Source organism: Streptomyces botrytidirepellens (genome assembly GCF_003721215.1).
Lineage (GTDB): Bacteria > Actinomycetota > Actinomycetes > Streptomycetales > Streptomycetaceae > Streptomyces > Streptomyces himastatinicus.
Window position 1 is genome coordinate 41884 of the sequence record NZ_RIBZ01000333.1, and the last position, 22039, is coordinate 63922.

At 69.4% G+C, this 22039-nt stretch carries 24 protein-coding genes and 1 pseudogene; 11 read left to right on the forward strand and 14 right to left on the reverse strand.

From position 1 onward, the window contains the following. The first annotated feature begins 8 nt into the window (after positions 1–8). On the forward strand, positions 9–479 hold the full coding sequence (locus tag EEJ42_RS30735) for a MarR family winged helix-turn-helix transcriptional regulator (protein ID WP_123105126.1): 471 nt from the start codon (positions 9–11) through the stop codon (positions 477–479). 1238 nt (positions 480–1717) lie between these two features. Here the strand turns inward: EEJ42_RS30735 and EEJ42_RS30740 are convergent. Both EEJ42_RS30740 and EEJ42_RS30745 read right to left on the reverse strand, forming a co-directional pair. After that, the gene (locus EEJ42_RS30740) at positions 1718–2062 is read right to left on the reverse strand and encodes a DUF6415 family natural product biosynthesis protein (protein WP_123105128.1); all 345 of its coding nucleotides are present in this window, start codon (positions 2060–2062) and stop codon (positions 1718–1720) included. A gap of 117 nt (positions 2063–2179) precedes the next feature. Further along, positions 2180–3382, reverse strand: a complete 1203-nt coding sequence (locus tag EEJ42_RS30745) for a helix-turn-helix domain-containing protein (protein ID WP_184503352.1) — start codon at positions 3380–3382, stop codon at positions 2180–2182. Between the two features lie 120 nt (positions 3383–3502). Here EEJ42_RS30745 and EEJ42_RS30750 point away from each other — a divergent pair, with 120 nt between their 5' ends. Then, positions 3503–3979 (forward strand): NUDIX domain-containing protein, encoded by a 477-nt coding sequence (locus EEJ42_RS30750; RefSeq protein WP_123105132.1) that lies wholly within the window; start codon positions 3503–3505, stop codon positions 3977–3979. A 68-nt stretch (positions 3980–4047) separates the two neighbouring features. On the opposite strand, the gene EEJ42_RS30755 is transcribed toward EEJ42_RS30750, so the two are convergent. Further along, positions 4048–4674, reverse strand: coding sequence for a class I SAM-dependent methyltransferase (locus tag EEJ42_RS30755; protein ID WP_425472985.1), 627 nt, complete (start codon positions 4672–4674; stop codon positions 4048–4050). Positions 4675–5151: 477 nt separating this feature from the next. On the opposite strand from EEJ42_RS30755, the gene EEJ42_RS51200 reads away from it, so the two are divergent. Beyond that, complete coding sequence (locus EEJ42_RS51200; RefSeq protein WP_184503353.1) at positions 5152–5310, forward strand: hypothetical protein; 159 nt, start codon at positions 5152–5154, stop codon at positions 5308–5310. Positions 5311–5420: 110 nt separating this feature from the next. On the opposite strand, the gene EEJ42_RS53970 is transcribed toward EEJ42_RS51200, so the two are convergent. Genes EEJ42_RS53970 through EEJ42_RS53275 form a run of 3 tightly spaced genes read right to left on the reverse strand, consistent with a single transcriptional unit; the run spans position 5421 to position 6469 of the window. Next, positions 5421–5549, reverse strand: a complete 129-nt coding sequence (locus EEJ42_RS53970; protein WP_281291540.1) for a hypothetical protein — start codon at positions 5547–5549, stop codon at positions 5421–5423. A gap of 48 nt (positions 5550–5597) precedes the next feature. Next, positions 5598–5810: a hypothetical protein gene (locus EEJ42_RS30760; protein ID WP_123105136.1), complete on the reverse strand. Its 213-nt coding sequence runs from the start codon at positions 5808–5810 to the stop codon at positions 5598–5600. After that, positions 5807–6469, reverse strand: coding sequence for a hypothetical protein (locus tag EEJ42_RS53275; protein ID WP_246097503.1), 663 nt, complete (start codon positions 6467–6469; stop codon positions 5807–5809). The genes EEJ42_RS30760 and EEJ42_RS53275 overlap by 4 nt, the downstream gene beginning before the upstream one ends. A 160-nt stretch (positions 6470–6629) precedes the next feature. Here EEJ42_RS53275 and EEJ42_RS30770 point away from each other — a divergent pair, with 160 nt between their 5' ends. Together EEJ42_RS30770 and EEJ42_RS30775 are read left to right on the forward strand one after the other, a co-directional pair. After that, positions 6630–8090, forward strand: coding sequence for an NsdA family TPR-like regulatory protein (locus EEJ42_RS30770; protein WP_123105138.1), 1461 nt, complete (start codon positions 6630–6632; stop codon positions 8088–8090). 13 nt (positions 8091–8103) lie between these two features. Continuing rightward, positions 8104–8592, forward strand: a complete 489-nt coding sequence (locus tag EEJ42_RS30775; protein WP_123105140.1) for a hypothetical protein — start codon at positions 8104–8106, stop codon at positions 8590–8592. 194 nt (positions 8593–8786) lie between these two features. On the opposite strand, the gene EEJ42_RS30780 is transcribed toward EEJ42_RS30775, so the two are convergent. After that, positions 8787–9185, reverse strand: coding sequence for a hypothetical protein (locus tag EEJ42_RS30780; RefSeq protein ID WP_123105142.1), 399 nt, complete (start codon positions 9183–9185; stop codon positions 8787–8789). Positions 9186–9551: 366 nt separating this feature from the next. Between EEJ42_RS30780 and EEJ42_RS30785 the strand changes: the two genes are divergently transcribed. Further along, positions 9552–9866 (forward strand): DUF1330 domain-containing protein, encoded by a 315-nt coding sequence (locus EEJ42_RS30785; RefSeq protein WP_123105144.1) that lies wholly within the window; start codon positions 9552–9554, stop codon positions 9864–9866. A gap of 229 nt (positions 9867–10095) precedes the next feature. Continuing rightward, positions 10096–10719 (forward strand): GNAT family N-acetyltransferase, encoded by a 624-nt coding sequence (locus tag EEJ42_RS30790; RefSeq protein ID WP_246097504.1) that lies wholly within the window; start codon positions 10096–10098, stop codon positions 10717–10719. Between the two features lie 2 nt (positions 10720–10721). Here EEJ42_RS30790 and EEJ42_RS30795 read toward each other — a convergent pair whose 3' ends face one another. Further along, entirely contained in the window at positions 10722–11465 is a 744-nt protein-coding gene (locus EEJ42_RS30795) for an alpha/beta hydrolase (protein ID WP_123105146.1), read from the reverse strand. 133 nt (positions 11466–11598) lie between these two features. On the opposite strand from EEJ42_RS30795, the gene EEJ42_RS30800 reads away from it, so the two are divergent. Next, positions 11599–12471 (forward strand): helix-turn-helix domain-containing protein, encoded by an 873-nt coding sequence (locus tag EEJ42_RS30800; protein ID WP_123105148.1) that lies wholly within the window; start codon positions 11599–11601, stop codon positions 12469–12471. A gap of 162 nt (positions 12472–12633) precedes the next feature. Next, positions 12634–13464 (forward strand): annotated as a pseudogene (locus EEJ42_RS30805) (NAD(P)-dependent oxidoreductase). Positions 13465–13470: 6 nt separating this feature from the next. On the opposite strand, the gene EEJ42_RS30810 reads toward EEJ42_RS30805, so the two are convergent. Beyond that, positions 13471–14688, reverse strand: a complete 1218-nt coding sequence (locus EEJ42_RS30810) for an acyltransferase family protein (RefSeq protein ID WP_123105150.1) — start codon at positions 14686–14688, stop codon at positions 13471–13473. Between the two features lie 398 nt (positions 14689–15086). On the opposite strand from EEJ42_RS30810, the gene EEJ42_RS30815 reads away from it, so the two are divergent. Next, positions 15087–15449 carry a DUF6247 family protein gene (locus tag EEJ42_RS30815; protein WP_123105152.1) on the forward strand — a complete coding sequence of 121 codons (363 nt, stop codon included), beginning with the start codon at positions 15087–15089 and terminating at the stop codon, positions 15447–15449. 282 nt (positions 15450–15731) lie between these two features. Beyond that, positions 15732–16427 carry a DUF4142 domain-containing protein gene (locus EEJ42_RS30820; protein WP_123105154.1) on the forward strand — a complete coding sequence of 232 codons (696 nt, stop codon included), beginning with the start codon at positions 15732–15734 and terminating at the stop codon, positions 16425–16427. Between the two features lie 22 nt (positions 16428–16449). On the opposite strand, the gene EEJ42_RS30825 is transcribed toward EEJ42_RS30820, so the two are convergent. The 5 genes from EEJ42_RS30825 to EEJ42_RS30845 form a co-directional block, all read right to left on the reverse strand. Next, positions 16450–17457, reverse strand: coding sequence for a zinc-binding dehydrogenase (locus EEJ42_RS30825; protein WP_123105156.1), 1008 nt, complete (start codon positions 17455–17457; stop codon positions 16450–16452). A gap of 92 nt (positions 17458–17549) precedes the next feature. Next, a complete protein-coding gene (locus tag EEJ42_RS30830; protein ID WP_123105158.1) occupies positions 17550–18047 on the reverse strand; it encodes a hypothetical protein in 498 nt (165 codons plus the stop codon). A 95-nt stretch (positions 18048–18142) separates the two neighbouring features. After that, a complete protein-coding gene (locus EEJ42_RS30835; protein WP_123105171.1) occupies positions 18143–18781 on the reverse strand; it encodes an MBL fold metallo-hydrolase in 639 nt (212 codons plus the stop codon). 23 nt (positions 18782–18804) lie between these two features. Then, entirely contained in the window at positions 18805–19890 is a 1086-nt protein-coding gene (locus EEJ42_RS30840) for an S-(hydroxymethyl)mycothiol dehydrogenase (protein WP_123105160.1), read from the reverse strand. Between the two features lie 144 nt (positions 19891–20034). Beyond that, complete coding sequence (locus EEJ42_RS30845) at positions 20035–21654, reverse strand: M4 family metallopeptidase (protein ID WP_123105162.1); 1620 nt, start codon at positions 21652–21654, stop codon at positions 20035–20037. Positions 21655–22039 lie beyond the last annotated feature (385 nt).

The window sequence follows — 22039 nt, forward strand, 5'->3', positions numbered from 1 at the left end:
TTCCAGTCATGGAAACGGAACCCGAACACCTTGATGTCTCGGCCCTGGCAGCCCAGCCCATCGCCTATTGGACATGGGCCACCACCCGTGCGCTTCTCCAACATGTCCGCAGCTCATTAGCTCGCGTAGACGTCACCCAGCAGCAGTGGTGGACGCTCAACTACGTCGATGCCGCCGAGAACGGTCTTACACGCGCGCAGGTCCGCGACCGGCTGGATGCGTTCCTCGATGAGGTGAGCCCCGAAGACATGGGCCACGCTGTTGACAGCCTCCTTCACCGTGAATGGCTCACTGCCGACGACGCCGACCGTCTGACCCTCACAGACGCCGGACGAGACGCCAAGGTCCGGATCAAGGACCTTGTTGCCGAACTGCGCTCGGAGATCCACGAAGGCATCACCGACGAGGAGTACGCGGCCGCCCTCACCATTCTCCAGCGCATGATCCGCAATGTCGGCGGCACGGCGACGCCGCGTTGACACTGACGGGAGGGTGTCCGGTGGGTTGTGGGTGACTCGCTGAACACCGCCTGACCTCCGCCACCTCCGAGCGAACCTCCTCCAGCTCCCCGCGTAGGCGCTCGGCCATAGTTGTGATCTCTGCCAGCAGTGCCCGCTCCTGCTCGGTCAGCACCAGTTCCCCCTTGTTCGCTGCGCGTTGGCTGCGCGCACCCCGCATTACGATCTTTCCTGGCCTTCCTTGCCCGAGCTGTTCAGAGTTTCTTTACTGGATCAAGGCGGCCCGCTGGCGCGGGCCGCGCGCGCTGGCGGCCCGTGGCCGCCGCCCGCTCCTGTCTTCCGCCCCGCTCAGCGGCGCCCCCGGGCCACTCAGCGCGCCACCCCGATTCAGCGACCCACCAGACACAGTCAGCACCGGGAACAGCCGAACCGGTACGCCCTGCCGATCGCAGCGGACACGCAGAAGCAGCGGCACGACCAGGACCACGTGCCCGACCGGCCAGCCGTCGAAGGGCGGCTACGCGAGGCGGCTTACATGGCCAGCCGTCCGCCGACTGCGGCCCTCGCTGTTGTGCGCGTAGGAACGGCCAGCAGCGAGGGAGGGGAGCCCGGGCATGAAGCAGGTCGGTCGTCGTCCCCTGTTCGATGTGGTCGGCCGCCGTACTGCCACCGTTACGGATGCGGCCGCGTGAGCAGACGTGCTGCCCCGGACGTGGCGGGCGGGGAGCAGCTGCTGCCGCGCGGTGGTTGAGCCCGTCGTGGTCGCTCCGCGTCGGTTCCCGTATCGCTGTGGCTGGGCAGCGTGTCGTAGACGCTTCGGCCATCGCCAGCGTCGAACCCACCTCGCCGTGCATGCCTCGCACTTGTCACGATCCCTTTCTTCACCTGGACTCATCCGGGGCAAGGCGGTGCCGAAGCGCGCACGACGACGTCCCCGGTACCATCGGCACCGGGGTCCTGAACAGGGACTTCCGACCGGACCACCCCGCTCCTGCCAAGGTTTGAGGGGTGGTCCGGTTTGCTTGTGCGGTTGTTGTGCGCGGCCCGGCCCCCTTCCCGCGGAACGGGTTGGAGCGAGAACGGGAGCCGGACCGCTGACAGCGGACGGTGCAGTGTCCGCCGCCGCCCCTGGGCGCGATGGGTGACATCTGCGGAATGGCGAACGGGACGATGTCCGCCGCACAGTCACCACGCCCCGGGGCTGGGGGCGGGAGCTGCGGGTCCTTCCCATGGGCAGCAGCTCCCACCCGGTCTTCAGGTCACCGGTCGCGCTCCTGCGCGAGCCCGGAGTTGTTGAGCAGGAACTGCACCGTGTAGCCCAGGCTTCGCACGTGCCAGTCGGCCGATTGCAGGCCGGAGCCAAGGCCCTGGGCGAGCTCGTGGGGGATGGTGTTTAACCTGCTGCGCTTCTCGTACCAAGCCACGGTGCCCCGGTTCAGCCTGTCGACCTGCTTCTCTGCCAGCGGCATCAGCGTCTGAACGTGTTCCAGCAGCGTCTTGTGCAGGGCACGCAGTTCCTCGTACGGGGGAAGTGCCGTCCGCTTGACCAAGGCACGGGCGATCGCCTCCCCGATCTGGGCTACGTCTACTTGGTCAACATCCACGGGCGGGCAACCTCCCCAGGCGCAAGCGGGCTTGGATGAGGAAACCGTAGGAACCAAACACGGGGTGGACCCGGAGAAAAATTCCGGGTCCACCCCGCGATGTCGAGAAGTCAGCGACTAATCGAGTGCGCCGAGCCCCAACGCGAGTTCACGCACGTCACGTCGCGGACTGCGCTTGTACAGCCGACGTGCCAGGTCGCGGGCGAACCCATGCGCCCGCATCTGCTCAGGGGCGTTCTTGTAAGCACGCTTCAGGTGATCGATTGCGTCATCTGTCCTTCCGGCCTCCCCGTAAGCCCGGGCGACGTCGAGACGCGCCCGCGCCCGCCGCTCCAGGGGAAGTCCGGCGGGCTTCACCCTTGGAGCTATATCGACGGCCAGTTGCACGTCTTCGAACTCAAGCGCCAGCGCCAGGCGGTGAATCTCGACGTTGGATGGACCGAAGGACGTCCACATCTCGTTGGCGTCGCCACCGAGCCGATCGGCTGCCTGCTGGGCCTTATCGATCATGCGGTCGGCCAGAGGGCGGTCACGCAGCCGTGCAGCCGCAACAGACCCGTTCAGCAGAAGCGTCCCGTACAGGGACAGCGAAACGGGTGACGCCTCCCACCAGCCCGTGGGCAAGTCATCGGCAGCATCTTGCGTGACGCTCACTGCCTCCGCCGCCAGCCCGGCACCGAGCTGGACGTGCGCGACGCACCGACGCAGCGCGACGATGGCGGTCAGGTCCCCTGACGCGCTGGCCGCGACATCTCCCTGATCCGCAGCCGTCCAGGCGAGGTTGGTCTCACCCAGCTTGCGGAGGAATGCTGCTGTGACGTGGCACGTGAGGGCGAACAGCCTCAGAGCCTCGGCCTTGTCCTTCCCTGCGGCATGTTTCTGCGTGGCCACACGTGCATCTGCCAGCAGCGACGGGAGGCGCGAGGCCAGCTTCGCGTACTGGGCATGCTGGTACAGGTCCCAGGCATCGTTGACCTCGACGGCAAGGCGCTCCAGGCGCAGCGGTTCACGGGCGTCGTACAGGGAGCCAGCCAGCCGTCTGGACTGCATGAGGGCGGCGCGGATGGCGGGCACACTGCCCGCGTGGTCTTCGTGATCGTCCAGGAGCGTCGGGGCCCCTTGCAGATCTTCCACGTGGACCCGGAGGGCGTCCGCCAGGTCCGCCAGCATCTTGACGTTGTTCACCGGGATGGTTCCGGCCTCGACCCGGTACACCCAGTCTTCGGAGCGATTGAGCAGTTCGCCGAGCTGCCATTGATGGAGGCCGCGACGCTCGCGGTAGAACTTCACGCGTTTGCCGAACGGACGGCGGTCAGTCATGCCACGCACCGTTTTGATCCCCTCACTCTGGTCAGCCGAGTGTCACACGCTGAGCTACGTCCCTGGTAGGTGGCCACACCGGCCCCGGGGGCTCGGGCCCACGGCCAGTAGGCTCGCGGCATGTCCGAGAACGAGCAGGTACAGCGGATGGCACGGCCGCGCATGGCAGCAGGCGCCTTGTTCTTCGACGCTCAAGGCCGCGTTCTGCTGGTCCGGCCCTCGTACAAGCCGATGTGGGAGATTCCCGGCGGCTACATCGAGACGGGTGAGTCGCCTCTGTCCGCGTGCCGTCGTGAGGTCGAGGAAGAGCTAGGCATCAAGCCCCCCATCGGCCCGCTCTTGGTGGTCGATTGGGCCCCGAACGACGCCGAGGGGGACAAGGTCCTGTACCTCTTCGACGGCGGAGAGTTGAGCCCGGACACGGCAGCGTCGATGAAGCTCGCCTCTGACGAGCTACTGGCCGCCGAATTCCACATGGTGGAAGACTTCGGCCAGCTCCTGATCCCGCGCCTCTCCCGCCGAGTGAAGCAAGCTGTGGCGGCCCGAACCCATGGGCCCCCTGTGTATCTGGAACACGGTGAACCGCCCGCCAAGTAGCCCGCACGGTACCTACACCGACAGCTTTGGCGCGGCGCGGGCGACAGCGACATCCATACGGGCACGCTTCAGGGGCGGCGGGCCAGCAAGTGGGCGTCGAGGAAGCCTCGCTCGGAGGCCGGATCGTGGAGCAGCCGGGCGAACGGGACCAGCCCGGCCCCGGCCAGCAACTCGGCGAACCGGTCCACCGGCCAGCTGTACGCGGGCGTCACCTTGTGGTCGAAGCGGACCGGCTCCGGTCCGTCGGTCGCGAAGAACGAGACCAGGAGCAGGCCCCCTGGCGCCAGGACACGTACCTGCTCGGCGAGCAGCGCGGGCAATTCCCCGGGCGGGGTATGGATCATCGAGTAGTGGGCCAGCACTCCGCCGAGCGCGCCGTCCTCGACCGGCAGGGCCTCCATCCGCGCCTCGTCGAAGCGCAGCGCCGGATGGGCCCGCCGGGCGTGGTCGATCATGGCTGGGGAGAGGTCGAGTCCGAAGGCGTCCAGCCCCAGGTCGTGGAGCATGGCCGTCAGATGTCCAGGACCGCACCCGACGTCGGCTGCTCGCGTGTTCCCCGTCCCGCGCACCAACTCGGCGAAGGTGCCGATCATGTTGCGCGAGAACGGATGCGTCTCCAACCGATCAGCGAACAACGACGCATACAGCTCGACGACCCCGTCGTAGGCCGCCCTGGTCTCGTCCTGATGCTCCATCACGGCAAAGGAAGCTAGCATCCGCGCACGTTCGCAGCTTCTCCGGCCCCATGGGTCTGGGCAATGCGCCCCGGCAGGCTGACATCAGCAACCACACAGGGCATCCGTCGCCGACCCTCTACTGGCACCAGGCCGAACCGCCTCCGAGGCCCGCACCAGCCGTGTGCCCGAACCTACGGATCAAGAGGTCTGAAGCCGGGGCTGTTGCCCGCTGAGCTGGTGGCCTGACGGCAGTCGTTGACGGCAACAGGGGTGCACATCGCCGTATCGCGAGACCCGTTCGCGCACCGGCCAGGCTGGGGCGAGGCGTCACCGGACTGATCGCCACGTCAGGGGTGACGAACTTGTAAAGCGAAGGTCGTCGGTTCGAACCCGACAGTCGGCTCTGTGCCTGAGCACGGACAACGCCCCGGACGGTCTGCCGTCCGGGGCGTTCGACATCCATCACTGACATCAGCCGGACGCCATACTGGGCCCATGTCCGGTGATCGCGACTCCCGGCCCGGCGGCTCCGCTCTGGACGAGCTGATCGCCGCCTTCGACGAGGTCAACGGACCGGCCGCCCCAGTGGCCGTGGCGGACAAGCAGGCCAGGCTCACCGCCGAGCCGCCACCCGGTGCCAGGGCGGCCGTGTGAGGTCCCTTGGTCCGGTCCGTCGCCCGTGACGGTGACATGCTGGATGTCCCGTCGGCGAGAGGGAGTTGGCTTCTTGCGGTACGGCGTCCAATTGCGACCTGCGCAGATCCTCAGCGGCTGGCGTACGTGTAGGACAGCAGCGCGACCGGCATTGCCGCGCAGGCCACCAGACAGATCACCCACGCCGGTACCCCGAAGAAGCGAGTGCCCTCGTCGTCCTCGTGCGGTTCAGCGCCCACGCACTCCGGTCGCTGGCATGCCCCAACGGTCCTGATCTTCATGGTCGTCTACCGCTTCCGCGTCCAGGTGAGAACCACCGCCATCAGTGCTCCGAGCGTAGTGACCGGTAAGGCCGCCACCATGCAACCGCTCGACCCTCCCGCCACGCCCTGATCGCCACCTGGAGGCAGCTCACGGTGCTTCCCGGCGTTGTTGTTCTTGCTGTGCTTGCCCTTGCCTATGCCGTTCGCCTTGTCCTGGTACTCGCTGTAGTCGCTCACGATGCCGTCTCCCCGGATGGACCAGGGCGGTGTCGACGGGACTCCCGCGTGGGTGCCTGACCGGGGCCGTAGCGGTCCGGGAGGCTCTGCTCGAACGGATCGCGTAGCTTCGGGAAACTTTCGGCGCACTTGCCCGGGCAGGCGTAGAGGGTGCGGCCGCCGACGCTGGCGCCGTGCTCGATGGCGACCACGACCGGGGAACTGGTGGGCTTGTCGCAGCGGGCGCAGACCTGGGGCATCATCGGGCCGTCGCCCCCCTCGGCGGCCTCGGAGACAGCTCGTGACAGGGCCTCGCACAGCCGGTCGGCGTCGGTCAGGTACCGGTCGGGGCCGACCGGGATCTGCCAGTGGAGGCGGGGGCCGGTGGTGTGTGCGGCCGGAGGTACGCCGACGTAGGTGACTCCGGCGCGCTCGGCGCCGAGGGCATGGATCTCCCGCCGCAGGAGCTGCCAGGTCTGGGCGTGGCCCGCAGGGATGAGCCAGTACATGAGGCCGTAGTCGGCCATGATGGCGCCGGTCTCGTCGCCGAGTAACGCGAGTGCGCGTTCACCGATGTCGGCGGGGGCGCGTACGACGTCCCAGTACTCACCGACCTCGATCATCTCAACGTCGTCGCCGCGCGGGGGCGTCCAGACGGGGGTTCTGGGTTGGACCTGCACAGGCTCTCCCTGCGTCATCGGTAAAGGGGCTGACGCATCGAGATTGGCCGCGTGACTGCGATCACGGGATAACCGGCGGGTGTTACCGAGGCGGTAATACGCTCGTTCCTGGTTCGGGACACAGCATCGGTGCGCCTACGATCGACCGGAAGTTGGACCCATGGACGCCACCACCCCCGGCCCGCTCGCCCCGGACGTCCTCGACAGGGACGACCTTCGACGAGCTCTGGAAGAGCACGACTTCGCCGCAGCGTTCTCCCTGATCAAGAAGTGGGGCGGCCTGTCGCAGAACCGGATCGCCGCGGCCTGCCAGCTCACCCCCGGCAAGGTCAGCACGATCATGACCGGTGTCAGCAGAGTCACCTCTATCGAGGTCATCCGCCGGATCTCCGACGGGCTGCGCATCCCCGGCCACCTCGTCGGCCTCGCCCCACGGCCCTGGGAGCGCACGGACACCGCACCGGAACAACTCGAGCCGCCCGGCCCTCACTCCGGGAGAACAGACAACGAGGCCGTACCGTGGCGGCCGGACGCCGCCAGCGGCATGGCCGCAGATCTGACCAGGAGCGACCTCGTGATGGACCGCCGAGCCGCGACGCGCGCCCTTGCAGGTGCGGCCGTCACCGGCGCCCCACTCCTCGACGCCCTCGACGGATGGCGCTCACCCGCCGCTGCTGATGTCCGGGCGCGCCGCCCCGGCCGCTTAGGCGCGCGTGAAGTGGAGGAGCTGGAGGCCACCGCCCGCGCCTTCCGCCAGTGGGGCCGCACCGGTGGAGGCGGGCTTCGTAGAAAGGCGGTCGCCGGGCAGCTCGCCGAGGTAGTGGCTGCTCTCGACGAACACCAGGCCCCGGCCATCGAACGGCGCCTCTACGGGGTCATGGCCCAACTCGCCGGAACGGCCGCCTCGATGGCCTGGGACGTCGGCCAGCAGCGCCGCGCCCAGGACTACTACCGCCTTGCTCTCCGCGCAGCGCACGCAGGTGGCGACACCCAATTCGGTGCCAACGTGCTGGCCAATATGGCCCGGCAGATGCTGTACAACGACCGCCCACATGACGCCCTCGAACTCGTCCGACTCGCCCAGGACGGGGCCCGCCACACAGCGGGTCCGCGGCTTCGGGCGATGCTCCACACACGGGAGGCGTGGGCCCTGGCCCGCATGGACCGGCCATCCAGTTTCCACCGCGCAACCGGACAGGCCGCCGAGGCCCTCAGCGACGCCGGTCGACTCGACAACGAGCCCTACTGGATCGGCTACTTCGACGAAGCCGAGCTCGCAGGAGTCACCGGCGGCAGGCTCCTGGACCTGGCCCGCTCAGAACCGCGCGCCTACTCCGACCAGGCCGCCAGCCACATCCGTACAGCCCTGGACCAGCGCAACGCGAAGACTGGCCGTGGCCACGCTCTGGACTGGATCGGGCTCGCCGAATGCGCCTTCCTGATCGGCGACATCACCAGCGCTGCCGACTACTCACGCCGCGCCGTCGAGGTCTCGTCCGGCATCCGCTCCGGGCGTGTGCGCACCCGACTGGCGCAGCTGTATCCGTACACGGTGGGCAATGGCTCGTCCCGGGCCGTCGCCGAGGTGCGCGGTAGCATCCGCACTCTGCTCACCACATGACGAGGAAGGCGCGATGACGACGATCGCTGTGACCGGGCACATGGACCTCACCGACGAGTCGGTGCCCTTGGTGCGAGCCGAGTTGGACAAGGTCCTCGCCGCCTACGAGCCTTCCGGTCTGGTCGGTGTGTCATGCATCGCGAAGGGCAGCGACAGCCTGTTCGCCGAAGCGGTCCTGGCGGTCGGCGGGAGCCTGGTCGTGGTGATTCCGTCGCAGGACTACCGACAGGTGAAGGTGAAGCCCGACCACGCCGAGACCTTTGACCGGCTGATGGAGGCTGCGAACGAGGTCCTGGTGATGCCGCACGAAACCGCGAACCGACAGGCGTACGAAGCGGCGAACGCGGTGCTGTTGGAACGTGCCGATCGGCTGGTAGCGGTGTGGAACGGGCAGCCGCCGGGCACCAAGGGCGGCGGTACCGCGGATGTGGTGTACCAGGCCCGCGAGGCTAGCGTCCCAGTGGACATTGTCTGGCCGGACGGGGCGTCCCGCCGGGCATGACGAACGCCTTCTGGCCTGGCTCGCAGGCCGGATGAGTGGGGCACAGACCTACGGCTTGTGCCCCATCCACGGATATCCCCGCCAGACTCACCGAACTCCCGACGGTGACAAACCCCGAACACGCCGGGCTCGACGGCGACGAGCGCGCCGCCCAATGGAAGCGCTGCTCCGACGCCGTCGCGGCGAGCCAAAGATCACTCTTCCGGCGCGGTGGGGCGGAACAGCGCCAGGAATCCGCCAACCACAGCGAACGCCGCGAAGAACGACTCCGTTTCCAACCTGCTGGCGCTGCCATCGGGCATCTGAGTGTTGAGGACGAGCCACATCGCCCATCCCATGGTCACCAGCAGGTGATTGTCTCGCTCCCCTAACAGCCGCATCCCCGCCCACAGGAGCAACGGCACCAGCGTCACCAAGGCGATTAGGCCCAGCACGCCTTCGAAGAACCCTGCGCCGATCCCCCCGTCCGGGTTGGCCTGTTGTGCCTCCCCCGCCCCCTGCTCGGCGGCCTGCCAGACCCAGTACGTCGCATGGGCTGCGGCCGCCGAGACACCAACGCCCTTTATCCAACGGCATAACCTGCTGCTCGACATGGCCTCACCATGCACAGCACAGCACTCGCAGGCCTGAGTACCCATACTCAAAATGGATCAGAAGGTGCGCGGACGGGGCCTGGACGGATCATCGCTGCTGGCCATGCCGGATCTCTATCACCTGTGCACGCACCTACTCCAGCTCCCCGTGCAGACGGTCAGCCATTGCCGCAATCTCTGCCAGCAGTGCCCGCTCCTGCTCGGTCAGCACCAGGCCCCCCTTGTCTGCTGCGCGTTGGCTGCGCGCACCCCGCATTGCGGTCAGTCCGGCGTGTGCGGTGCGGCCAAGCTGGGGACTGGACGTTGCTACAGGACCAACGGCAGTGTTCCCGTGACCGTCTGCGCCAAAAGGAAACGGGGAACGTCGTGAGTGCTTACGTCATCGTCAACGTCGATGTGCTCGACGAGGAGGCCGGCCTGGCCTACGCACGCGTGGCCCAGAAATCCATCCTCAGTCACGGCGGCCGTTACCTGGTCGCGGGCCCCACGCCCGAGCCCGTCGAGGGCGCCTGGGACTCCTCCCGGTTCGTGGTCATCGAGTTCCCCGACATGGAGCGGATTCGGGAGTGGTACGACTCCCCCGAGTACCGCCGGGCACGGGAGATAAGGGAGGGCAAGGTTCGGGTGCAGATGCTGTTCGCCGAGGGCGCGCCGCCGGAGGGCTTCTCCCTCCCGGCCTAGCTGTGCTGTTGGTGCCGTGGGCGGGGGCGGTCCTGTACGCGTCCAGGTTCGTGATCGAAGGGGACCCCCTCGTGTTCTGGCATCACCAATTGACGTCAACGTCGGCGGTAGCCGCTGAGCAGGTCGGCCCCTCGCCCGGTAAAGCAGATGCCGCCGGATGCATGGCGACGTAATGTGTGCTCCCGGCATCTGGCTATTACTGCTTCGGGAGGGCTTGATGGTTGCGGACATGGTCAGGACCTGGGTGGCGGGCTGGGCTGTTTCGCGGCAGACGGTGCCGCCGGTCGAGAAGTCCTGGGGGTACTACATCGAGGTGGCCGACAACCCCGACGAAGTGGGGCGGCATGTTCTGCCCGAGGTCAGGGAGTCGTTGGTCCGCAGCGCCGCCCGCTCGGTGTCCGTTCCGCGGACCTGGATGAAGACGCCCGCGGAGCCGGGGGAGATCGAGCCTTGGCTGTCGCCCGGGTGGGTGGTGGCCTGGGAGGAGACCGGGCATCTGATGGCCGTAGACCTGATGGCCACGCACCCGGACGCGCCCGAGGGGTACACCGTGACCATGGAGACCGCCGGGGCCGTCACGTACGTCCGGGTGATGGATGCGGCGGGCGGGCAGGCGGCCCAGGGGCAGATGGCGTCCCTTGGGGAGGCCGTGGTCGTGGACCGGGTGATGACCTCGGAGGCCCATCGGCGGCGCGGGCTGGGTCACTTCGTGATGCGTACGCTCGCCGATCGGGCCGTGGAGGAGGGCGCGGTCCTCGGTGTTCTCGGCGCGACCGACGCCGGGCGCGCGCTGTACGAGACGCTGGGCTGGAAGAAGCACACGACGTTGGGGGAGTGCGTCTACCGGCCCTGACGTCAGGCGGCGGTGGGCGGGGAGCCGACCTTGAGGAGTAGGTCGGTCAGCTCGGTCGGCATGGTGATCATGCAGTCGTGGCCGGTCGGCAGTTCCCAGACCTGGGACGGGGTGCCGTTGGGCTGGGTCGGGGGGACGGGGCGGCGGGGCCAGCCTTTGGGCTCGCCGCCCACGCAGTGGATGTGGGTCCGGGGGATCGTGTTCACGGCCGGGTTGTCCAGGCGGACCGGTTGCTGGAGGCAGCGGACCGACTGGTCCGACAGGGTCGTGCGCAGCCAGGCGGCGTCTGCCGGGTCGGTGATCCCGAACAGGCCCGTGGGCGGTGGCATTTCGGGCAGGGGCGGGACGCGCCAGCCGCTCTCGGACCGCAGGGCGCCGTCGATCAGGTCCTGGGTTATGGGCATGACGTCGGCCGCGCTCTCGCCGTCCTGCGGGACCATCGCGTCGAGGTAGACCAGATGCGCGATCCGGTCCGGGACGCGGTTGGCCGCGGAGGAGATGACCAGACCGGCGTAGCTGTGGCCCACGAGGATCACCTCGGTGAGGTTCTCGTCGGTGATCAGCCTGACGATGTCGTCGACGTGGGTGTCGAGGCCTACGTCGCGGTTGAGCAGGTGTGCCCGGTCGCCGTGGCCGGTGAGGGATGGCGCGAGCGCCCGGTGCCCGGCAGAGGCGAGTAGCGGGACCACTCGCTCCCAGCACTGTCCGCTGTGCCAGGCGCCGTGTACCAGCAGATACGTTGACATGGGTGTCGCTCCTCGCTGTGGATGTCGGTCCGAGGGCCACGCTGCCGCCCGGGTGCCGAGCGAGCCAGAGTCTCCGTGATCCTGGGGGTGGCAGGACCAGGCACGTGCGCGACGGCGCGATTACCGTCGACGCATGAGCGACGAACCGAACCTGCTGGGCGATTACGTACGCGCCCGACGCGAGCTCGTCACCCCGGAGCAGGTCGGCCTTCCCGCCGTGGGGCTGCGGCGCGTGCCGGGGCTGCGCCGGGAAGAGGTCGCGATGCTCGCGGGCATCAGCGCCGACTACTACCTGCGCCTGGAGCAGGGTCGCGACCGCAACCCCTCCGTGCAGGTCCTCGAGTCCCTCGCCCGCGTGCTGCGGCTCGACGACGAGGCGACGGCGCACCTGTTGCGCCTGGGTGCCGCCAAACCCCGACGGCCCCGGCGGCGGCCCCGGCGGGAGACCGTCCCGGCGGGCATGGCCCAGCTCGTGGCCGCGCTCCCGCTCCCCGCGCACGTCGAGGGCCGCTACTTCGACGTGCTCGCCGCCAACGCCTTGGCGACCGCCCTGTCACCGCGGCTCGCGGTGGGAGCCAACCGCATGCGCGACCTGTTCCTCGACCCCGCCGAGCACGCGCTCTACCCGGACTGGGAGAGCGCGACCGTGGACTTGGTCGCCGGTTTCCGCGAGTCCGTCGGCACCGATTTGGACGACCCCCGCTTCATCGAGCTCGTCGGCGAACTCTCCCTCGCCAGCCCCCGCTTCAGCCGCCTCTGGGCCCGGCACGACGTACGAACGTGCGCGGGGGCGTCCATGCGCCTCGACCATCCCCAGGTCGGTGCCCTCCAACTGAAAGTGGAGCGACTGGGCGTCAGCGCCGCGCCCGGTCAGGTGCTCGTCATCCACCACCCGGACCCCGGCACGGACAGCGCCGACAAACTGGCGCTCCTCGCCTCTGCCGTGCGGACACGGGCGGATGTCGACTGCGGCGTCGCGGGGCGGAGTCAGGCGTGGGGCGCGTGATCGAGGAGGTTTTCGCGGCCCCAGGCGCCCAGCGGGGCCAGGGCCTCGTCGAGGGTGGTGCCTCGGCTCCAGCCCTCCAGCTCGTCGCTGACGTGCAGGGTAACTACCCACTTTAAAGAGGTACTTGAGTTGACTCGGTGTTCAGCGATGAGTCTTTGCGGCATGAGACACGACGCGAAGAAGATCAGTGTGCTGGGGCTTGGTGCGATGTACGAGGTGACGGTGTGGAACCGCACCGCAGGGCGGGCCGAGGCGCTTGTGGGGGAAGGGGCCACGGTTGCGGGGGCGGTCACCGAGGCGGTGGCGGCCAGTGGGCTTGTGGTGGTGTGCCTGCTCGATGACGCCTCGGGAGGTGCTGGCCGACGTCGATCTGACGGGCAAGGACCTCGTCAACGTCACCACGAGCACCCCCGGGCAGGCCCGTGAGCGGGCGGAGTGGGCGGGCGCGCGGGGGGCGCGGTATGTGGGCGGCGGGATCATGGCCGTTTCGCCGATGATCGGGGTCCCGGATTCCGGCGCGTACGTCTTCTACAGCGGGTCGCCGGAGCTGTTCGCGGCGCACCGCGAGACGCTGGCCGTCCCGGCGGGCACCCGGTACGTCGGTGAGGACACCGGGTTGGCCGTTTTGCATGATGTGGCGCTGCTGAGTGCCATGACCGGCATGTTCGCCGGGGTGTCGCACGCCTTCGCGCTGATGCGCGGGGCGGAGGTGGCGCCGAAGGAGTTCGCGGGGCTGCTCGTCGAGTGGCTTACGGCCATGGCCCCGTACGCGTACGGGGTCGCCGCGCAGCTGGAGACCGGCGACTACACCCTGGGGGTGACGTCGAACCTCGCCATGATGGTGGCGGGCAACGGGATGTTGCTGCGTACCGCCGAGGAGCAGGGCGTCAGCGCGGAGTTGCTCAGTCCGTTCATGGCGCTCATGGAGCGTCGTCTCGCCGCGGGGCACGGGGAGGAGGGCACGGCCGGGTGATCGACCTGCTGCGCCGCTGAGTCGGGTCAGGCCGCGCGGCCGAACGTGCGGAGTCGGGTGAAGGAGGACTCCAGGCCGCGCTTGAGGAGGCGGGCGGCCGGGCGTTCCACGAAGCGGTGCACCAGCCAGCTCAGGGCCAGGAAGCCGGAGATGACGAGGGCGAGGAGCAGGCGGGGGTCCATGGTGTCGTGGAGGCGGCTGATCAGCGACACGCCCGCGACGTAGTGCATCAGGTAGAGCGGGTAGGTCAGGCAGCCGGCGGTGACCAGCCACTTCCAGCGGACGCGGTCGGTGTAGCCGAGCGCGACGGCCACCATGACGAGCAGGAACACCGTGAAGATCAGGACGGCGCCGCGCCAGCTGGAGACGTCTTCGTACGCGACCCGCAGCGCCAGCTCGCGCTGGCCCATCAGCCACGCCATGGCGAGGATGCCCCAGAGCAGCAGGTCCTGGCCGAAGCGGTGCATGAGGTAGAGGGCGAGGCCCGCGATGAAGTACCAGGCGCCGCTGGGGTCGGCCGCCAGGACCAGGAGCGGGAACTTGGACACGGGGGCCAGCATCGCGGCCGCGCCCCATACGCAGCAGAAGACGACGACCCTGCGGTACGTCAGGCCCATGGCGACCACGACCATGAAGAGCAGGTAGAAGCGCAGCTCCGACCAGAGGGTCCAGTAGACGAGGTCGACGTCGGGGACGTTGGAACCCGACTGGAGCATCGTGAAGTTGAGCAGGATGTCCCGCCCCGGGGGCCGTTCCCATACGCCCGGCAGCGCGATCATGCTGGCCGTGGTGAAGGCCACGCCGACCCAGTACGCGGGGTAGAGGCGGATCACGCGGGAGACGAAGAAGTCCTTCGGGGTGCGGCCCCAGCACGACATGCAGATGACGAAGCCGCTGATCACGAAGAAGATCTCCACGCCGATCCAGCCGAAGGACGCGAAGTGGAACAGCGTGGGCATGATCTCGGAGGCCGGGCGGTCCCAGATCGCGTTGCCCGGCTGGTTGGCGCGGTTGGTGCCGGCGTAGTGGTGCAGGGCCACCATGAGGGCGGCGACCAGGCGGATGCCGTCGATGACGTACAGCCGGGGCCGGGCCCCACGGGCCCCACGGGCCCGCCGGGCGGTGACGAGCTTCCGGGGCGGGTCCGTCCGCGGCGGTGGCTCGGCCACGGCGACGCCGCCGTGAGCGCCGCCTCCGTGCGATTCGACGGCCGGGGGAAGCGGCTGCTGAAACCTGACCTGCATCAGACCTGCGTCATCCTCACGAGGGGAACGAGGGGAACCGACGGAACCTGGGCGCGGCCTCGGGCGCGACGGCCACGGGCGGCTCACGCTACGTCCCTTGAGGTCCGGACAACTCGGACAGGCAGCGGTAATTCGGGCAGGGTGGAGGCGTCGTTCCGGAAACCCTCCTGGACACGCCGTGCAGTGTTCTCCGACGCTTCACTCGCTTCGCCCGGAGCGGCAGAGGGCGCGGGTGTTGCCGGTTTTGACGTGAGTGGGCGAAGGGGCGTCAAGGGCGGGCGGTTGTGATCCGGTGTGGTGCTTGATTGATCGATAGGGATCAGGGCCGCGTGGCGGGCGGGGCACGGGCGTAGGCTCGCGGCGCACGTTTGCGTGATGGAGCGTCAGGAGCTGTAGCCATGACCGAGCAGTCCTCCGCCCACGACGGGCCCCTGATCCCGATGCCGGTCCTCACTCCGTCGGCGCTGCGGGCGGCGGTCGCTCAGATCGCGCCCGGGGAGCTGCCCGCCTTCGTCGAGCATCTGGACCGGGCGGTCGAGCAGGCCGCGCGGAACGGCACGATCGCTCCGCTGCGTACGTTCCTCCAGTGGTGGGGCGAGTTCGTCGCCATTCAGCGCTATCCGGCCCGGGCCGCGCGGCTGCGGGAGTTGGAGGTCGTGGCCGAGGAGGCGACGGACCGGGAGGCGCTGGGGTCGGCGCTGGCCGAGATGCGGCAGATCATGGACGCGGCGCATCGGGAGACGCCCGCAGTAGGGCGGTAGCCGCCTCGCGCATCTCCTGTTCGACGGCGGGGGCGTGGCCCCGAGCGTCGTACGGCCCCCCTGATCCTTCCCGGCTGAACGGCCGGATGGGACAGCTTGGCAGGAGGCACTGACGATCCCCGCGCATCGGCCGCAGCGGGCCGAAATGGCTTGCGGGCGGGGAGTGTAGGGGGGATCGCGGGGCGGGGTGGGTGCTTTTGTGCACTCCTGACGAACGCATTTTTTTGCAGCAGGCAAAGTTTAGTGTTTCGCGTACTCCAGCACCCCCCACCAGGAGGCACGATGACAACTCATGGGCGCAGCAGTCACGGCGCAGCGTCGAACCGCAGCCGCATGATGGCCGTCGGGGTCGCCTTGGCGGCGGTGGTCGCGGGGGCGGGGATCTGGGTCTCCCAGGCGGATGACGGGGGGAGCCAGTCGGTGGCGGACAGCGGCATGCCGTCCGCGCACGGCGGGGCCGGGGCCGGGGCGGGGGCGTCGGCGGCGGAGGCCGCCAATTCGGGGCCGCTGAGCGAACTGGACAAGACGTTCCTGGTCAAGGTCCGCCAGGCCGGGCTGTGGGAGATCCCGGCCGGGCGGATGGCGCAGAACCAGGCGTCGAGCGAGGCGATCAAGCGGGCCGGGATGCATCTGCTCGACGGGCACAGCAAGCTCGACCAGCTGGTGCGCGAGGACGCGAAGGCGCTGTCCTCGCCCATACCGGACGAGGCCAGCGCCGAACAGCAGGAGTGGGTCGAGCAGATGAAGAACGCGGACGGCGAGAAGTTCGACCAGCTCTTCGTGGATCTGCTGCGCGCCTCGCACGGGAAGATCTTCATCACCATCGGCGAGGTCCGCGCCGCCACCAAGAACCACATGATCCGGCGGCTGGCCAAGGTGGCCAACAACACCGTGATGGACCACATGGAGGTGTTGGAGGACACCGGGCTGCTGACGGACGCCGTGCTGGATGATGTCGCGGCCAGCGTGCCCAAGTAGCAAGGTCTGGTGAGGCGCCGGGTCAGGGGATCAGTACGACCTTTCCCATCGTCGCCCGCGTCTCCAGCGCCCGGTGCGCCGCGGCCGCCTCGGCGAGGGGGAAGCGGTGCACGGACGGTACGAGGCGGCCGCTCGCCGCCTCCGCCATCGCGCGCTCCTCCAGGGTGCGCATCGGGTCCGGGCCGCCCGCCTTCTCCAGCATCGGCGGGCCGAGGACGGACCGCGAGGTGATGCCGCGCGCTGCCAGCTCCCCTTCGGCGAACTCCAGCGGACCGCCGCTGCGCAGCCCGCCCGAGGACCAGCCGAAGACGAGATGGCGGCCGCCGGAACCGAGCAGGTCCACGGCCGCGCGGCCCGGCTCGCCGCCCACCCCGTCGAAGAGGATGGTGGGGTTACGGGACGGGTCCAATGCCGTGCGGACCTGCTGCGGCCAGTCCGGGTCGTCGTAGTCGACGGCGAGGTCCGCGCCCAACTCGCGGACGCGCGCCAGCTTCGCCGGGCCGCCCGCGAGCCCCACGACGGTGGCGCCCGCGTGCTTCGCGTACTGGACGACGAGCTGGCCGATGCCGCCCGCCGCCGAGGTCACCAGGGCCACGTCGTCGGCGGTCAGCTCCGCGAACTGGAGGATGCCCATGGCCGTACGCCCCGTACCGATCATGGCGACGGCCTGCGCCGCGTCCAGTGACTCCGGTATGGCGTGCAGCTTGGCGGCGGGGGCCACGGCCAGTTCGGCGTAGCCGCCGGGGACCATGCCGAGGTGGGCGACGACGGGTCTGCCGAGCCACGCCGGGTCGGTGCCCTCGCCCAGGGCGTCCACGGTGCCCGCGACCTCGCGGCCGGGGATGGTGGGCAGGTCGGGGGCGGGGTGGACGGCGGTGGTCAGGCCCTCGCGCAGCGCGGCGTCCAGCAGGTGCACCCCGGCGGCGGCGACCGCGATGCGTACCTGGCCGGGGCCGGGCTCGGGGTCGTCGGTCTTCTCGTACGTCAGGTTCTCGGCGGGGCCGAAGGCGTGCAGGCGGACGGCGTGCATGGCGTCTCCCAGGCTGCTTGAGGCGCACCGTGCGGTGTGGTGCGCGACCATGCCGTCAGCCTCCGACTTCAACTTAGGTTCAAGTCAAGGCGTCAGACGCGGGGGAAGCGGGCCTGGAGGTCCCAGACCACCGGGTTGTCGCCCAGCCCCTCGTGCAGGTCGACGAGGTCGGCGATCAGATCCTGGAGGAAGTCGCGGGCCTCGCGGCGCAGCGCGGAGTGCTGGAAGGTCAGCGGTGCCTCTTCGAGCGGCACCCAGTCGGCGGTGATGTCGACCCAGCCGAAGCGGCGCTCGAAGAGCATGCGGTCGGCCGATTCGGTGAAGTCCAGCTCCTCGTGGATGGCCCTGGCGGACCGGCTGCCGCGCGGGTCGCGGTCCAGCCGTTCCACGATGTCGCACAGCGCCCAGGCGAAATCGAGCACCGGAACCCATCCCCAGGCTGTGGACAGTTCGCGGTCGGCCACGGTGTCGGCGAGATAGACGTCGCCGCAGAACAGATCGTGGCGCAGCGCGTGCACATCCGCGCTCCGGTAGTCCGTCTGCGGCGGGTCCGGGAAGCGGCGGGAGAGGGAGTAGCCCAGGTCGATCACGGGGTTGATGGTGTCATGGGGGGCTTGGGGGATTGAGGGGCAGGGCACCGGGGGCCCGGTGCCCTACGCAACAACAGCTCGGCGACGCCGGCGCCTCAGTGCCCGCGCGCGATCCACTCCTCCAGGTGCGGCGCCTCGTCCGCGATCAGCGTCGGGTCGCCGTGCCCGGTGCGGACGACGGTCTGCGGCGGCAGGGCGAACAGCCGCTCCCGGATGGACTCGATGATCGTCTCGAACGAGGAGTACGAGCGCCCGGTGGCGCCCGGTCCGCCCTGGAAGAGGGTGTCCCCGGAGAACACGGTGGTCAGGGCGGGGGCGTGCAGGCAGACCGCGCCGGGGGAGTGGCCGGGGGTGTGCAGGACGCGTAGCTGCGTACCGCCGACGGTGAGCACGTCGCCGTCGGCCAGCGGCTTGTCCGGGGCGCGGTCGGGGTGGCGCATCCGCCACAGCACCTCGTCGTCCGGGTGCAGCAGGATCGGGGCGCCGGTGCGGTCGGCGACGTCCGGGGCCGCGTCGATGTGGTCGTCGTGGCCGTGCGTACAGATGACCCCGAGCAGTCGGCGGTCGCCGATGGCCTCGACGATCGCGTCCGCGTCGTGGGCGGCGTCGATCACGTACACCTCGTGGTCGTCGCCGATGAGCCAGACGTTGTTGTCGACGTCCCAGGTGCCGCCGTCCAGCGAGAAGGTGCCGGAGGTGACCAGGTGGTCGATGCGGACGGGCGGACGGGTCATCGCGGTGTCACCACCAGAGGTCATCAGAGCATCACCACCGAGCGCAGGACGTCGCCGCGGTGCATCTTCTCGAACGCCGCCTCGATGTCGTCGAGCCCGATGGTCTCGCTCACGAAGGCGTCCAGGTCGAGCCGTCCCTGCTGGTAGAGGTCGATCAGCAGGGGGAAGTCGCGGGACGGCAGACAGTCCCCGTACCAGGAGGACTTGAGGGCGCCGCCGCGTCCGAAGACGTCGATGAGCGGCAGTTCGAGCTTCATCTCCGGCGTGGGCACGCCGACCAGGACGACGGTGCCGGCCAGGTCGCGGGCGTAGAAGGCCTGGCGGTACGTCTCGGGGCGGCCGACCGCCTCGATCACCACGTCCGCGCCGTTGCCGTCGGTCAGCTCGCGGATGGCCTCGACCACGTCGGTGGTCTTGCCGTTGACGGTGTGGGTGGCGCCGAGGGAGCGGGCCTGCTCCAGCTTCCGGTCGTCCACGTCCACCGCGATGATCTTCGCGGCGCCGGCGAGCCGGGATCCGGCGATCGAGGCGCCGCCGACTCCGCCGCAGCCGATGACCGCGACCGCGTCGCCGCGCCCGACGTTGCCGGTGTTGATGGCGGCGCCGATCCCGGCCATCACCCCGCAGCCGAGCAGCCCGGCGGCGGCCGGGGAGGCGGACGGGTCGACCTTGGTGCACTGGCCCGCCGCGACGAGCGTCTTCTCGGCGAACGCGCCGATGCCGAGGGCCGGGGTCAGGGCGGTGCCGTCGGTGAGCGTCATGGGCTGGGACGCGTTGTGGGTGGCGAAGCAGTACCAGGGGCGGCCGCGGCGGCAGGCCCGGCACTGGCCGCACACCGCGCGCCAGTTGAGGATCACGTAGTCGCCGGGGGCCACCTCGGTGACGCCGTCGCCGACGGACTCCACGACGCCCGCCGCCTCGTGCCCGAGGAGGAACGGGAAGTCGTCGTTGATGCCGCCTTCCCGGTAGTGCAGATCGGTGTGGCAGACGCCGCACGCCTGGACCTTCACCACCGCCTCGCCCGGGCCGGGGTCCGGCACCACGATCGTCTCGATCCGGACCTGCTCGCCTTTGCCGGGGGCCACCACGCCGCGTACGTGTTGAGTCATGGGAGCAGCGTAAGGGCCGATCAGCGGCTGTGACAGGAACTCCGGGGGACCGCATCGGGCCGCACCGGAATCGCCGGTGCGGCCCGTTCCGCTTCACTTCGCGGTGGTCTTCACTTCACGCTGATCTTTAGTTCACGTTGATCTTTACTTCACGTTGATCGCGGTCCAGGCGGCGGCGACGGCCTTGTACTCGGTGCTGTTCGCCCCGTAGAGGTCGGTGGCGGCACTGAGGGTGGCGGTGCGGGCCTGGGCGTACTTGCTGGTGGAGGTCAGGTACGTGGTCAGGGCCTTGTACCAGATCTTGGTGGCCTTGTCCCGGCCGATGCCGGTGACCGTCGAGCCGTCGTACGTCGGGCTGTTGTAGCTCACGCCGTTGATGGTCTTCGCGCCGCTGCCCTCGGACAGCAGGTAGTAGAAGTGGTTGGCGGGCCCGGACGAGTAGTGGACGTCGACGTTGCCGAGCGTCGAGGACCAGTAGTCGCGGGACGCGCCGTCCTTGCTCGGCTTGTCCTGGTAGCGCAGCGGGGTGCCGTCGCCGTTGATGTTGATCTTCTCGCCGATGAGGTAGTCGCCCACGTCGGAGGCGTTCGCGGAGTAGAACTCCGTGGCGGTGGCCATGATGTCGGAGGTCGCCTCGTTGAGGCCGCCGGACTCGCCGCTGTAGTTGAGCTTGGCGGTGGCGGCGGTGACGCCGTGGGTCATCTCGTGGCCCGCCACGTCCATCGAGGTGAGCGCGTTGGCGTTGCCCGAGCCGTCGCCGTACGTCATGCAGAAGCAGGAGTCCTGCCAGAACGCGTTGACGTAGCTGTTGCCGTAGTGGACGCGGGAGTACGAGCCCACGCCGTTGTTCTTGATGCCGTTGCGGCCCAGGACCTCCTTGTAGAAGTCCCAGGTCTCGGCGGCGCCGTAGTGCGCGTCGACCCCGGCGGTCTGGCGGCCGCCGCCCCAGACGTCGTCGGCGTCGGTGAAGAGCGTGCCGGTGCCCGACGACCCCTGGTTCAGGTCGTACGTCTTGTGGCTGCCGCGGGTGCCGTCCGTGAGGCTGTACGTGGAGCCGCTCTTGGTGGTGCCGAGCGGCACCGTGCCGCTGTACTTGCTGGTGCCGGTCCCGGTGTGGACGGCCTCGTTCTCGGCCAGCTTCTTGCCGGTGGCGGCGTCGGTGATGACGTGCAGCTCGCTCGGCGTGCCGTCCTTCTGGGTGCCGGTGACGACGGTCTCCCAGGCCAGCACGGGCTTGCCGGTCGCGGCCCAGACCACCTTGCGCGGCGACTTGGCCTTCTCGCCGGAGTCGGCCGAGGTCGCGGCCTTCAGCGCGGCCTTGGAGGCGGCGGAGGAGGACACCGCGGCGTCCGTGCCGGACACGGCTATCTTCGCGCTGGTCGCCTTGGTGACGGTGCGGGCGCCGCTGGGCTTCTCGTGGACGACCAGGTCGCCGCCGAGGACGGGCAGCCCGTCGTAGGTGCGTTCGTAGCGGGTGTGCACGGTTCCGTCGGCGTCCTTGATGACGTCGCGTGCGACGAGCTTCTCCTTGGCCCCGAGCCCCAGGTGGTCGGCCTGGGCGGAGGCATCGGCCTGCGCCGCCTTGATCGAGGCGGTGCGCTCCGCGGGGGTCAGCATCAGCGCGGTCGCGCCTGCCTCGCGGGCGTTGTCCGGCTGGGCGTTGGCCGAGCCGGTCTGGATGCCGATGACGACCATGGCGGCGGAGGCGACGAGCGCGGCCGCGCGGATGGTCTTCTTGCGGGGGGAGGAAGCGTGAGGTCTCACTCGGTCTCCTTGCTGAGGGGTCGCGGGATCGCGGCCCTGTGTAGGGGGTGCGGACAGCCGTGGGTGGACTGTCCGGTCGAGCAGGAGTGGTGCGTGAGGTGCCAGTGGCGCGCTTCGGTTCCGCGGCGAGAGGTGCCTGCCGGGCCGTGGGTCGGGCCGTGTGCACGCGGAACCAAGGACTTACCGCGGAGTCAGAAGAGACGCGCGGCGAGCCGAGCAGAGATTGTCATCGAACGATCCGTTCTGACAGGTGCGTAACAAGAATTTGACCGTTCGTTATTCAAGCAGGGCAAATTTCAGTCAGTCAGGCATACCGGGGAAATGTCTGGTTGGTCCGCAGGTGTCATGAAAAACGGCGAGGGCCGCCCCCCTTGTCGGGGGCGGC

Coding starts and splice junctions, on each gene's coding strand:
- EEJ42_RS30840 (WP_123105160.1), bottom strand. CDS start 19,890: ATGACTCAACACGTACGCGGCGTGGTGGCCCCCGGCAAAGGCGAGCAG.
- EEJ42_RS30750 (WP_123105132.1), top strand. CDS start 3,503: ATGTCCGAGAACGAGCAGGTACAGCGGATGGCACGGCCGCGCATGGCA.
- EEJ42_RS30810 (WP_123105150.1), bottom strand. CDS start 14,688: ATGCAGGTCAGGTTTCAGCAGCCGCTTCCCCCGGCCGTCGAATCGCAC.
- EEJ42_RS30755 (WP_425472985.1), bottom strand. CDS start 4,674: ATGGAGCATCAGGACGAGACCAGGGCGGCCTACGACGGGGTCGTCGAG.
- EEJ42_RS51200 (WP_184503353.1), top strand. CDS start 5,152: ATGTCCGGTGATCGCGACTCCCGGCCCGGCGGCTCCGCTCTGGACGAG.
- EEJ42_RS30800 (WP_123105148.1), top strand. CDS start 11,599: ATGAGCGACGAACCGAACCTGCTGGGCGATTACGTACGCGCCCGACGC.
- EEJ42_RS30815 (WP_123105152.1), top strand. CDS start 15,087: ATGACCGAGCAGTCCTCCGCCCACGACGGGCCCCTGATCCCGATGCCG.
- EEJ42_RS30795 (WP_123105146.1), bottom strand. CDS start 11,465: ATGTCAACGTATCTGCTGGTACACGGCGCCTGGCACAGCGGACAGTGC.
- EEJ42_RS30735 (WP_123105126.1), top strand. CDS start 9: ATGGAAACGGAACCCGAACACCTTGATGTCTCGGCCCTGGCAGCCCAG.
- EEJ42_RS30790 (WP_246097504.1), top strand. CDS start 10,096: ATGGTCAGGACCTGGGTGGCGGGCTGGGCTGTTTCGCGGCAGACGGTG.
- EEJ42_RS30780 (WP_123105142.1), bottom strand. CDS start 9,185: ATGTCGAGCAGCAGGTTATGCCGTTGGATAAAGGGCGTTGGTGTCTCG.
- EEJ42_RS30835 (WP_123105171.1), bottom strand. CDS start 18,781: ATGACCCGTCCGCCCGTCCGCATCGACCACCTGGTCACCTCCGGCACC.
- EEJ42_RS30825 (WP_123105156.1), bottom strand. CDS start 17,457: ATGCACGCCGTCCGCCTGCACGCCTTCGGCCCCGCCGAGAACCTGACG.
- EEJ42_RS30745 (WP_184503352.1), bottom strand. CDS start 3,382: ATGACTGACCGCCGTCCGTTCGGCAAACGCGTGAAGTTCTACCGCGAG.
- EEJ42_RS30775 (WP_123105140.1), top strand. CDS start 8,104: ATGACGACGATCGCTGTGACCGGGCACATGGACCTCACCGACGAGTCG.
- EEJ42_RS30820 (WP_123105154.1), top strand. CDS start 15,732: ATGACAACTCATGGGCGCAGCAGTCACGGCGCAGCGTCGAACCGCAGC.
- EEJ42_RS30770 (WP_123105138.1), top strand. CDS start 6,630: ATGGACGCCACCACCCCCGGCCCGCTCGCCCCGGACGTCCTCGACAGG.